8 protein-coding genes are annotated in these 11,834 nt (G+C 70.8%); 7 read left to right on the forward strand and 1 reads right to left on the reverse strand.

Features of this window, described 5'->3' with window-relative positions; all coding sequences use genetic code 11:
* Nucleotides 1–287: 287 nt before the first annotated feature.
* Complete coding sequence (locus E1265_RS25200; RefSeq protein ID WP_132933301.1) at nt 288–647, reverse strand: hypothetical protein; 360 nt, start codon at nt 645–647, stop codon at nt 288–290.
* A 137-nt stretch (nt 648–784) separates the two neighbouring features.
* Here E1265_RS25200 and E1265_RS25205 point away from each other — a divergent pair, with 137 nt between their 5' ends.
* The 7 genes from E1265_RS25205 (at nt 785) to E1265_RS25235 (ending at nt 11,619) form a co-directional block, all read left to right on the forward strand.
* Nucleotides 785–1,540, forward strand: a complete 756-nt coding sequence (locus E1265_RS25205; protein WP_132933302.1) for a GntR family transcriptional regulator — start codon at nt 785–787, stop codon at nt 1,538–1,540.
* 139 nt (nt 1,541–1,679) lie between these two features.
* On the forward strand, nt 1,680–3,113 hold the full coding sequence (locus E1265_RS37285) for a helix-turn-helix transcriptional regulator (protein WP_165953873.1): 1,434 nt from the start codon (nt 1,680–1,682) through the stop codon (nt 3,111–3,113).
* A complete protein-coding gene (locus tag E1265_RS40800; RefSeq protein ID WP_347877248.1) occupies nt 3,113–3,790 on the forward strand; it encodes a RibD family protein in 678 nt (225 codons plus the stop codon). The genes E1265_RS37285 and E1265_RS40800 overlap by 1 nt, the downstream gene beginning before the upstream one ends.
* Entirely contained in the window at nt 3,787–4,287 is a 501-nt protein-coding gene (locus E1265_RS40805) for a deaminase (RefSeq protein ID WP_347877249.1), read from the forward strand. The genes E1265_RS40800 and E1265_RS40805 overlap by 4 nt, the downstream gene beginning before the upstream one ends.
* Before the next feature lie 1,555 nt (nt 4,288–5,842).
* On the forward strand, nt 5,843–8,431 hold the full coding sequence (locus E1265_RS25225; protein ID WP_132933304.1) for a hypothetical protein: 2,589 nt from the start codon (nt 5,843–5,845) through the stop codon (nt 8,429–8,431).
* 105 nt (nt 8,432–8,536) lie between these two features.
* Nucleotides 8,537–11,044, forward strand: a complete 2,508-nt coding sequence (locus E1265_RS25230) for a type II toxin-antitoxin system prevent-host-death family antitoxin (protein ID WP_165953874.1) — start codon at nt 8,537–8,539, stop codon at nt 11,042–11,044.
* A complete protein-coding gene (locus E1265_RS25235; RefSeq protein ID WP_132933306.1) occupies nt 11,044–11,619 on the forward strand; it encodes a transcriptional regulator in 576 nt (191 codons plus the stop codon). Before E1265_RS25230 ends, E1265_RS25235 begins: the two co-directional genes overlap by 1 nt.
* The last annotated feature ends 215 nt before the right edge of the window (nt 11,620–11,834 follow it).

The following is an 11,834-nucleotide window of genomic DNA, read 5'->3' on the forward strand; positions in this document are numbered from 1 at the left end:
GAGCATCAGGGGCGGCCGGCCGTTGCAGCGGCGGTTGCCTTTGCTCGCCACGGGCGTCGTGCTCACGGGGTCTTCCTTCCTCGTCGTCGCTGGGCGTGGTTGCGTCGTCCGCGTCCCCACAGGTCGCCGCGCTGAGGCGGGGCTGTGGAGCGGGGGCAGCCGCAATCACAAGAGAAGGGTGGGTCAGTGGGGGACCTCGTGTTTCGTCACCCCGCCCTATGCGGTTGTGGAGGGTGTCGGGCCGTGAGGCCCGGCGCCCGCGAGGCCGGCCCCGTGGGGGCCGGGAGTTAGGCGGCGACCGGCGCGTCGACGACGCTGTGCTGGGACAGCACGGTGTGCAGCTGGCGGACCTCGGCGACACGGACCACGCGGACGACCGGCGCGGTGAGCTGGTCGGCCAGGACGCCGGCGGGGTGGAGGTGCCGGCGCAGGACCGTGCGGGCCGCGGCGGCGAGCCAGGCCGGGAGCTCGGAGTCCGCGTCAACGCCGGCGGTGCTGCGGTCGCCGGTCGTCAGGGCGAGCGCCCAGATGTCCCGCACCAGACGGTCGGCGTACCGCCAGTCGGTGGGCGGCAGGCACGCGGTGACGTGAGCGAGCAGCCGGTCGTGGATCTCGGTAGCGGTGATCGAGCTAAGGCCGCTGTCCATGGGATCTGTCCTCCGAACGCAGGATGGATCGGGCGAGCGCCCCGGTAAGGGCTAGCCCTTATTTTTAAGGCTAGCCCTTAAGGCTTGTCAAGCGGGCGGTAGGGGCTAGCCTTAAGATTTGTGAGAGGAGGCCCCGAGTGCGTGGTTACAGAGACCTGGCGGAGGAGCTTCGCCAGCGCATCAACGCCGGAGAGTTCCCGGCGGGCAGCACGCTGCCGCGGATCGTGGACTTGATCGACCAGTACGGCCTGGCTCGCCAGACCGTACGAGACGCGATCGGCGAACTGGTCGACGAAGGGCTGGTCGCCACGTTGGGCAAGGGAGGCACCCAGGTCCGCCACCGCACGGCCGTGCGCATCCCTTTGGCCAGGTACACGCGGGTACTGCGCCCAGGCGGCAGCAGGGGGCCCTGGGAGACCGCGCTGGCCAACCAGGGACTGGATGGGCGCATGCGGGTGGTAGCCGTAACCCGCGGGCCGGGCCCAGCAGACGTCGCCGCCGCTCTCGGCGTGGACCAAGAAAGCGACCTCCTGTATCGCCAGCGGCACGCCACAATCGGCGAAATTGACGTAGTCCAGCTCCAGCACGCGTGGTACTCGGCAGCATTGGCCGACAGCGCCGGCATCGCCGGGGACGGCAAGATCAAAGGCGGCATTCTGGCCGCCCTTGCTGCTGCCGGGATCACGCCTGCCAGCTTGAGCGAGCAGGTCCGGGCCCGCCCTCCGCTCCCCAACGAGACCACTCCTCTGAAGATCGGGGGCAAGGTGGCGGTCTTGGAGGTGGAGCGCGTAACCAAGGACGCGCAGGGCCGCGTCCTAGAAGTTCTGCGGTCCGTCGCACCAGCAGATCGAATCCAACTGACGTATGACGACCTCCCGTTGAAAGAGGCCTGACCCTCCCTCGCCCCTTGGCCCTTCATGTCGCTCACCTCCGCTGTGTCGTGGTTCCGTTCTAGAGGGCTGAACCATGGGCATGGCAGGGGTCGCGCGTGGCCAGGCAGACTGGCCACGCAGTCCACGAAGAGGAGGTGGGATGGGCCAGCAACCGAAGCAGTTGACGCCCGAGCGGTCACCGTTACACCGCTGGGGATATGAGCTGAGAATGCTTCGGGAAGCGCGTGGCTTGGCGCTTCGTCAGCTTTCCCGGCAGGCGCTGGTTGACTACAGCCACCTGGGGCGATTCGAACGCGCGGAGCGTAAGCCGCGCCGGGAACAGGTGCAGCGCTTGGACTCGATACTCGAGGCTGGGGGGACGCTGATTCGGCGCTGGGACGATGTGGACGCCGGGCGTGGTCATGTGGCCAACTCCAGTGGTCATGTGGCCAACTCCGCATCTGGTCTGGCGCAGAGCTTGCTGGAGGAGGGAGCGTCGGCGGATACGGGGATCTCTGTCCCCTGTCGCCTACAAGACGGATCGGTGATCTTTGTGACTGTTCCTCGGCGCTCATTCCTGAGCGCAGGAGCTGGCCTCGGAGCCGCCGCCATGCTCGGTTCTGGAACGCCTGCCGTCGCGAGTACCCATGCCGGGCTCGCGCGCAGAGCGCGGGCCGCGAAGGCGTACGGCTCAACGCCCATCGAACACCTCCGGCAGCTACGCCGGCTGCTGATCGACAGCGACAACCTGTTGGGCCCGCAGCAGGCGATCCCGGCCGTGCGGGAGCACATCGATGTGATCCAGCAGTTGCGTCGAGAGGCCGCTGGCTCGGATCGCCAGCAACTGATGGAATTGCAGACCCAGTTCGCGGAATTCGCGTCCTGGCTCTACCAGGACGCCGGCGACCATCGGGCTGCGACCTATTGGTTGGACCGGGCCCTGCAGTGGTCCCACACCGTGGGCGACCAGGACCTGACCTGCTATGTCATGGCACGGAAGTCGCAGTTGGCGGGCGACATGCGCGACTTGGTCGAGGTCGTGGACCTCGCTGAGGCTGCCCAGCAGATGGCGCGGCCCGGCACTCGCCTTGCGACTGTCGGCCAGACGTACGAGGCGTACGGGCATGCGCTTCGCGGCGAGGCTGACGCGAGCGAGCGTGCTTTCGACCGCGCTCGGGAAGCTGCGGAGGAGCTGGGGACAGACCCGTCTCCGTGGGGGGTGTGGCTGACCGCATCGTACGTCGAGGTGCACCGCGCCCAGGGCCTGGTGGTGCTGGGGCAGCACGGCCGCGCAGCGGATGCCTTCGCCGTGGCGATCGAGCAGTTGCCCGGTGGGTATCACCGCGATCGAGGCGTCTATCTGGCTCGGCAGGCAGTGGCACATGCCGGTGCCGGTGTTCCCGAGCAGGCGTCTGCTGTCGGACTGCAGGCACTGACGGTCGCGGAGGACACCGGCTCAGCCCGGATCGTAAGCGAGCTCGCCCACCTCGATGCCGCCTTGGCCCGCTGGAAGGACCTCACAGAGGTCAGTGAGTTCCGCAGCGCCTTCGACGCTGTCATCCCGCACCAAGTCAACAGAACGGACTCGACCTGATGACCCGCCCCTACGTCCTGCTTTCCGTCGCCACGTCCATCGACGGCTACATCGACGACACGAGTCCGGAGCGACTCCTGTTGTCGAACAGCGCGGACTTCGATCGGGTCGATCAGGTCCGTGCTGAGTCCGACGCCATCATGATAGGCGCGGGCACGATGCGCGCGGACAACCCGCGGTTGCTCGTCAACAGCCAGGATCGGCGGGCGGCCCGAGTCGCCGCGGGGAAGCCGGCCTACCCGCTCAAGGTCGCGGTCACCGCCTCTGGTGATCTCGATCCTGAGCTGAGGTTTTGGCACCACGGCGACGCCAAGGTCGCGTACACGACGGACACGGGGGCGGAGAAGCTGCGAGCTCGGCTCGACGGCCTCGCCGACGTCGTCTCGCTCGGGGAGACCGTCGATTTCGGTCGGCTCCTGGACGACCTCGGGGGCCGCGGCGTCACGCAGCTCATGGTCGAGGGCGGAGGCTCCATCCACACCGCGTTCCTCGCCCAGGACCTAGCTGACGAACTTCACCTCGCCGTCGCTCCCCTGCTGGTGGGCGAGGCCGGCGCGCCACGTTTCCTAAGCCCCGCGCAGTACCCCGGCGGTCCCACGTCGCGGATGCGGCTGCTCGAGGCCCGCGTCGTCGGCGACGTGGTCCTGTTCCGGTACGCGCCGAAGGAACGCAAGTGACAGCGGCCGGCGAGACCGAGAGCGACCGCACCTGGATGCGAGAGGCGATCGAGCTGTCAAGAAAGTGCCCGCCGTCCGCGAGCGCGTACTCGGTCGGTGCGATCGTCGTCGGCTCGGACGGCGCTGAGCTCGCGCGCGGCTACAGCCGAGAGGCAGATGCTCACGTGCACGCCGAGGAATCCGCGCTCGCCAAGCTCAACGAGGAGCTCGATCTGGCCCAGGCGACCATCTACAGCACGCTGGAGCCCTGCACGCGGCGGCGTTCTCGCCCTCGCAGCTGCACCGAGCTGATCCTCGGCGCGGGTATCCGCCGGGTTGTCATCGCGTGGCGGGAGCCGTCGCTGTTCGTCGCGGACTGCGTCGGCGTCGAGACCCTGCGGGCCACAGGAGTGAAGGTCGTGGAGATGGCCGAGTTCGCCGCCGCTGCCCGCTCGGTGAATGCCCACCTCTGCCCCGGGCCGATGGCTGCGGGGCAGGCAGGGCCGGTTGCCGAGTGAAGCCCGAATACCAGCAGCTCGCAGACCTTGTTCGGCGAGGGATCACGGACGGGACGTTCCCACCTGGGCTGGCCCGCCGCCCCGCTTGACAAACCCTAAGGGCTAGCCCTAAAAAATAGGAGCTAGCCCCGTGGCCTACTTGCCCGGCGACTGCTACGCCATCGTTCACTAGGACGGGCTGGCCCTCGTCGCGCTCGGCGCTGGCAACGAGGCGGAAGGAAGCGGCACGTGATGAAGCGGTGTGCTGAGGCGGTGCTGAGCGAGTTGGCTGGCCGACGTGGCATCAACCGGCCGTTGTTCCTCCGAACGGGTGGAGAACTGGGCCGGAAGGGCCCAGCGCTGACGGCGTGCCCGGGCTCCACCGAGGGGGCGACACGTTTGCCCCGGCTGCCCCATGGCGCTCACACCCACGGTAGGGTGTCGCCCACACATCTTGATCCAAATGTAAGCGGGCCCTCAGCCAGTGGCTGGGGCCCGGTGGCCAAGGACCGTCTTTGCCGGGGGTCCGAGGCCGCGCCCGAACACCCCAAGCTTGGAACCCGAAAGGTGTCGGACATGAAGCAGGGTACCCCTGCCTTTCGACAAACACACAACACGGCACCCGCCGCCGTCGTAGCGATGCTTGGCTCGTCGCTCCGGCCGCTGGGTGCCGTCGTCATTTTCCGCGCCGGTTCTGGCCGCGGACAGTCCTCTGCCCTGTTGAGGAGTTGTGAGATGTCGTAGATCGCCGGCCGCGCCCGCGCAGTGGCTACCAACCACCAGCGGGTCCTGCGGCCCGTCGTGCAGCCGCCCCGACCTAGCCCGTCGAGGCGAAGGCTCTGATCTCCCGGCACCACCCGGGTGGATCTGAGCGAAGTACCGGTTCTGCCCAGAACCAACCCCCACCGAAGTAAGGGCCTTGTTGTGCCCTCTTCGCGAGAGGAGCTGTGCTCATCTTGCACCACACACATGTCGTCTGTCAGCCCAGGCATGCCAGCGGGGTGGCGGACGTCACATCCCTTCCTTCCCCCAAGGGGCACACGGGGACGTCGTTCGACACCTCTATCGCCGTGCCCTACTCCGCTTCGTTCCTCGTCACCGGCAGTTCGCTTGCTCGGGCTGTCACAAACGGCCCCGCGGAGCGCCTTGTCGCAGGTGTGATGAGGGATCTCTGCCTTGCTGCCCGTCTCGCCACCCGTTCGGGTGGTTCACGTTGCTCCGCTCGCCGTGTCGTGGTGGGCGGGCTGGTCATGTTGCTGGCCCGGGCCGGTCACAAAAGCCTGCCCCACCGTCCTTGGCTGGGTGTGAAGACCTACGCCAACGCATGCCTCTCTCCCTTGCTACACACCGCCTGGTCGTCCGTCATTTCCTGCGGCGGCCGCCGCCAGGAGCTCGCGGGGGTGTCCCGATGAGCGCGGCGGTGGCGGTGCGGCCGCCACGGTCTCGGTCCGTCGCGGGGTCGCGACGTGACGGCCGCGGGGAGCAGCTGCTCGAGGTGGCGCCGGTGTGGGAGGCGGCCTCGCCGTGGACGTTGACGGAGGCGATGCGGCTGCGGCTGGTCGCGGCCGAGGAGGCGTTGCTCGCCGACCCGGGCCTGGTTGGGGCGCCGGATTCTGTGCGACTGTCGGCCGTGGTGGTGGCGGCGAAGTCGAATGCCGCGACGTTGGATGTGGTGCTGACCTGCCGGGAGTTGGGGCGGTGGATCGGCCTGACGGGGCAGTCGGTACGCACGGAGGTGCGGCCGCGGCTGCAGCGCGGTTTGGTCGTGAGCGAGGACGTCGCGGCGGAGCCGATGCCGGGCGCCCAGCGCGGTCGGACGATCGGGGTGCGGTGGCAGGTCGCGGCGCTGGCGCGTGCGCGGCACGAGGGCCGGCTGGATGATCCGCTGCGGTTGACGCGGCCGGAGTTGGCGACGTGGTGGCGCGTCTGTGAGGCGGTGTTCGGGCCGGGGTGGCGGCATGCGGACGGGTCGGTCACCGAGCCCGGGTTGCTGGGCTGGCGCACGGGTCGGTCGGCGTCGACCGACCGGTTGGCGTTGCTGCGCCTGGTGCTGCGGGCCCGTGCGGACGGGGCGGTGCGGCTGTGCGGCGGTGCGGTGGATCGCCGCGGCCGCGCGGCGGCAACGGTCGCGCGGCTGCTGGGCTGCACATCGGCGGGGGGCGAGGCGGTTCTGCGGCGGCTGGTCGCCGACGGCGTCGTTGCCTTGCCGACCGGGCCGCAGGGCCGGCTGGTGATTCCCGTGGTGGCGGAGGCTCACGCGCGGCTGCGTCGGGCGCATCGTGCGGCGGGCCGGTCGGGTGCGCGGTCAACAGGCCCGGCACCCCGGGAGAGTTCCGACGCTCCCGTACCCGAGGACCAGGACGTGCCGCAGGCCTCGCTCGGGCCGGAAAACCAGCAGGTCATGGCGGGTGACGCAGCGTCAGAGACCGTCGATCTTGGTTCCGACGCTGCCGTACCCCTTCACGCTGATCACACACAGATGGTTACTGCCGGTTCTGAAGGTACGGGTGTTGTCTCTGGTTTTGCCGGCTCTGCCGCTTCGGGGGACTGCCGTCACCGGGGACACGCACATGCGCGTGAGGACCACGCCACGCTGGCCACGGCCGTCGCCTCCGTGCGGCCCGGCGCTCCTGAGGGCCCGCTGCGCGGGGAAAAGCGATCTCAGCCCTCCCACAACGTCGACAGCCCTGGCGCCCGGTCCCGGAGGGCGGAGGTTCCCCCGCACCTGGTGCCCGCGCTGGCTCCGGTGGTCTCGCTGTGGGAGCGTCTGGAGGACCGGCCCGGGGCCCGACACGTGGTGATCCGGGCCGTCCAGAGGGCCGTTGGTGAGGTGACGCGCCTGGTGGGCCCGGAAGGCGCGGCCGGGATCGTCGCCGACCGCCTCGAGCAGCGTCTCGCCGAGCAGGGCGGCCCGGCCTCCGTGGCCGACCCGGTCGGCTGGCTTATCGGCAAGGGCCTGCCGCAGCGCCCCGGGTGCCACGACCCGCGGTGCGACGACGGAGTGCGGCTGGACACCGGCGGCCCGTGTGGAGAGTGCGAGTACCGGCGAGCGGGCCGGCGCGAGAAGCGCCTGAGCATCGCCGCCGACGTCGCGGCCGCCATGCCCCGCCCCCGCTACACCGCCGAGGAACGGCGCGCTGAAGTCGAGCACCGCATGCGCGAGTTCACCCACGAGCAGCTGGCCATGGCCGCGCGAATCCGCGCCCAGGGCACCGCCGCCCGAGCCCAGGAGGAAGCCTCCCGGGAGACCGCCAAGGAGCGCCGAGAGGCCGCGCTGGCCGCCCTCGAGGCCGCCCGCACGGAGCTGCTCGCGCGGCCCTGTGTGGACTGCGGGACACCCCGGTCGGACGGCCTGTGTGGGGCGTGCGCGGCCGGCCGGCGCACCGAGGACCTGGTGCGTCAGGCCGCGTTCGTCGCGGCGGCCGCGGTACCGGACGCGTGGGACGGGATGCTGGCGACGCCGGCCGCGCTCGATGCGGCGCGCGACGCCGAGGACCTTCTCCGCCGCGAGCTCACGGCGGCCGCCGAACAGGCCCGCGCCCAGGGCCTGTCGCCGGCCGATGTCGCTGTGACGGTGCAGCTGGCTGCTGAGACCGCGCTCGCCGAGCGCCAGGCGGCCGCCCTCGAGGTGCTGGCCGTCGACCGGATGGCTGTCGCTGCCGGGCGGATGGCCGAAGAACTCGAGCGCCGCTCCGGCGACTTCCCGGGTCTCAGCGGCCACGAGATCAATGAGGCCGTGGCGGAGGCCGGCGCCGAAGCCCGCGCCGCGTTCGCCGAGGAGACCCTCACGACCCGGGTCCGCGCCTTGGCGGCCGCCCGCACCAACAGGGCTGCCGACACCCCGGCCCCGCTCGCTGCTCGGACCGAGGACCAGGCCGTGGAACGCCCCGCCGCGGCGAGGCGCGACGTGAACGGCAACCCGCGGCACGGCGCGGAGCAGGCCGGCTCCGTCATGCAGGAGCCGGAGCTGGCCAGCGCTCCGTCGGCCGAGACGACGATCCGGGACGCCGACGGTGGATGTGCGGGATGGGATGGCCAGCCGTGCGGCGGGCCGGTCAGCGGTGAGTTCGGCAGCCTGTGCGGTCGCTGCGCCGCCCGCGCCTACACGCCCCGCACCCGCCGCTCCCTCCCGTCACCTCGTCGCCGCGACAAGGGGCGCCGATGAACAGCGGGATCGACTGGGCGGAGCGCAACAACCCATCAAGTGTCACCCTGGCTTACGTTTTCCTGTAAGGTCTCCCTGTCGTTCCCTTACGTTTGGGGGTGTGTAGTGCCCGAGCACGACCCTGCGCCGGAGACGGTGCTGATCGAGGCCGCGCGCGGCAGGTGGGCGGAACTGGTCCGCGCCGCCGAAGACGGCCAGGTAACACGGTTGCGGGATCGGGATTCTGGTGCGGAGGCGAGTCTGGTGCCGCTGTCCCGGGCCGGTGAGCCCACTGCGGTGGGTTGGCCGGTGTGGTCGGTGACCGACGCCAGGCCGAAGCTCGGCGACCTGGTGCGCGGCGCGGCCGACGGACAGCCGGTGGTGTTGGCACGCCGTGGTCGACCCGTCGCCGAACTCGTCGGCCAGGCCGCCCTCGGTAGCACCACGACCATCTCGGCGCCGGCGAAGTCGGTACCGACGCAGGCCCCGTCCCGGCCGACGGCCGCACAAGCGGTCGCCGCGCCGTTGGGCGATCTCCTGGACAGCCTCACCGCGCCGGCCGGCTCGGCGGCGAGCGAGGTGTTGGTGCCGACCGGGCTGCCCGGGCTGGATGACCTGACGGCGGGCGGGTTGCGGCCGGGCCGCCTGGTCGTGTTGACCGCGCCGCCCGGTGCCGGCGCCACCACGTTCGCGTTGGGCATGGCCCGCGCGGCCGTGCTCGCCGACCCGGCGCGGCCGGTGTTGGTCGCCTCCGGCCAGCTAACTCGTTCCGACATCATGTTGCGGGTGCTGGCCGCCGAGGCCGACACCGACCTGCACAACCTGACCGCCGGCACCCTCTCGGACGCCGACCGGCAGCGTGTCGGCGAGGTCGCGGCGCGGTTGCGCACGGCACCGCTGCACCTGGCCGACCACCTGCTGACCCTGGAGCAGGTCCGCACCGCCGCCCAAGCCATCGACGGCCTGGCCCTGGTCGTGCTCGACCCCGTCAGCCACTTCGACCTCGCCGCCCCCGTTCCGCCGCCCGTCGCGCTGCGCCGCCTGGCCCGCGAAGTCAACACGGCCGTGCTCACCGTCGCTACCACGGGCACCCCGGGCCTCGACGACCTGGTCGTGGAAGCCGACCTCGCGCTGCGCCTTGACCGCGACGCCCTCGCCGTCGACCTCGCGGCCCTGACGGTCACTCATCACCGGCACGGCCCGACCGACACCTTGCGGCTGGTCCCGGACCTGGCCCGCGCCCGGCTGCTGCCCTACTCCAGGGAGACCGAACTCGCGGTGCTCTATCGCGGCGTCGATCCGACCGCCGAGGCTACGGAAGACGCCAGCGGCCCTCAGCCGCCCGTAGAGCTGTCCGAGTCGGCCCCGGTGGCGCCCGCGACCAACACGCGGGCTCCCGGGCCGGAGAACGCCCCACAGGCCGCCGAAGCCCTGGTGGCGCGGGTGACGGACCGGGACGCCGCCGGGCAGCCCGTCGTCGGCCTGCCGGCGCCGTGTGTGTTGTGTGGCCAGCCGACCCCGTACCGCGCCGCCGGCATGCCGCAGCACTGGGACGGGGTGTGCACCCCGGGCGCCACCCTCACTGCGGCGACGTCGGTCGGGAACGACGACCAGGAGCTCGCCGCCACGCCGGCCGCGGCCGCCGGCGGGCAGCCCGGCCCGGGGCGGCCGGTGAAGGAGCGGCAGGACACCTCGGGCCTGATCGCCCGGAACGTCGCAGCCGTCCTGGAGGACAACGGCGGTGACATGGACGCCGCCCTCGCCGCGCTCATCAAGCGGGCCATCCCGGACGGCATGGCGCTGCTGAACTCCACCCGCGTCGGATCCACCTACGACTTCACCAACTACGTCGACACCGACGCGATCCCGATCCTGAAGAAGCCGTCCCGCGATGGGGCGGATTTGATTTGGGAGGGGCGGCCGAAGTGGCGCAACCGGATCGTGGAATCCGGTCCCGCCCGGACGGTCACCGCGTTGGACGTGAACGGCGCCTACCTGTCGGCGTTGAAGACGCATCTGCCGATCGGCGCGCCGCGGCACTCTACCGACGGCGCCTACGATCGGAAGCGCTCCGGGGTCTACCTGATCGACCCGCCGGCCTGGGCGCACGAGGACCTGCCCAACCCGTTGGGGAACCGGGAGGAGCCGGGGCCGTTGTGGGTGACCGACCCGACGCTGCGCCTGCTGATCCGCCTCGCGGGCCCGAAGTACGGCCTGTGCTCCCCACCTCGGATCCTCGAGTCGTGGACGTCCGGGAGCTCCGAGGCGTTGTTGGAGCGGTTCCGGAGGGAGATGGCCGCGGCCCGTGATGCGGCGATCGAGGAGGGCGACCGCGTCACCCTCGAATACGTGAAAGCCATGTACGCGAAGTTCGTCTCCACCATCGGGGAGAGCAGCGCGAATCGGGAGATGCGGCGGCCGGACTGGATGCACATCATCCGCTCCCAGGCGTTCGCGAACCTCTGGCTGAAGGCGTGGAAGGCGCACCAGGCCGGCCTCACGGTTGTCCGCATGCTCGGTACAGACGAACTCCACGTCATCGGCGACTGGCGCGCCGTTTTCACCGAGGGCCGGAAACTCACCGACATGAAGCTGAAGACCGAGTACAGCATCGGGAGCGGGGGCGATAGCTGATGGCGGGCCGCTGGGCCAACTTCGGCTTCTACGGCGCCCGAGGCGTCCCCGGCTGGGTCGCCCTGGGCCGGGAGATGGACCGGAACGTCACCGGCATCAAATCCCCGGTGGAATCCGCGCGCGGGCTTTCCGCCCGGCTGCGGTATCTCACGAAATCGTCCGCTGGAATGGACGCGATGCGCCGGGCCGGCATCACGGTCCCGCAGCGGAGGATTGACGCCTGGGTCGCGAAGACGGTGCGTCCGAACAAGGCGAACCTGCAGCGGATCGACTCGGCGTATTGGGACCTGCGCCGGCGGAACCTCGGCGTCGAATGGCAACGGCGCCTGGCCGACCGCGGCACCCGGATCGAGATCCACCCCGTCGACCAACGCGACGTCCTGCCCGGCCGCGAGCGCTCGATCCCCGTGCGGCGGATAACGGTGCGCGGGCACCGGATCTGGGACGACATCATCCAGGCCTGGATCGACGAGGATGGCCAGATGCTCGACATCGTCTGGGACGAGATCATCACCGACATCGGCTCCGACTACGACAGCTACAGCTACGTCAGCTCGATCGGCTTCGGTATCTGACTGTTTGCCCCGCACGCACTCACAGCGATGGCCGGCCCCGACCCAGGGGGCCGGCCATCAGCACGTCTACAGGGTCTGTGCCGGCCCTGTGCTACCCCTGTGCTTGGGTCTGTGCCGCCCCTGTGCCTGCCTGGTCGGCATCCTGCCCCTGACCTGCGCCGGGGCCCGCCGCAGGGCCCGACCATATTCTCGGGGGGCGGTGCTGGGCCGTGGGG

It is taken from the genome of Streptomyces sp. 8K308 (genome assembly GCF_004348315.1).
GTDB lineage: Bacteria > Actinomycetota > Actinomycetes > Streptomycetales > Streptomycetaceae > Streptomyces.

Bases quoted from the DNA above. Each gene is read 5' to 3' on its own strand.
- E1265_RS25200 (WP_132933301.1), bottom strand. From the start codon at position 647: ATGGACAGCGGCCTTAGCTCGATCACCGCTACCGAGATCCACGACCGG.
- E1265_RS37285 (WP_165953873.1), top strand. From the start codon at position 1,680: ATGGGCCAGCAACCGAAGCAGTTGACGCCCGAGCGGTCACCGTTACAC.
- E1265_RS40800 (WP_347877248.1), top strand. From the start codon at position 3,113: ATGACCCGCCCCTACGTCCTGCTTTCCGTCGCCACGTCCATCGACGGC.
- E1265_RS25235 (WP_132933306.1), top strand. From the start codon at position 11,044: ATGGCGGGCCGCTGGGCCAACTTCGGCTTCTACGGCGCCCGAGGCGTC.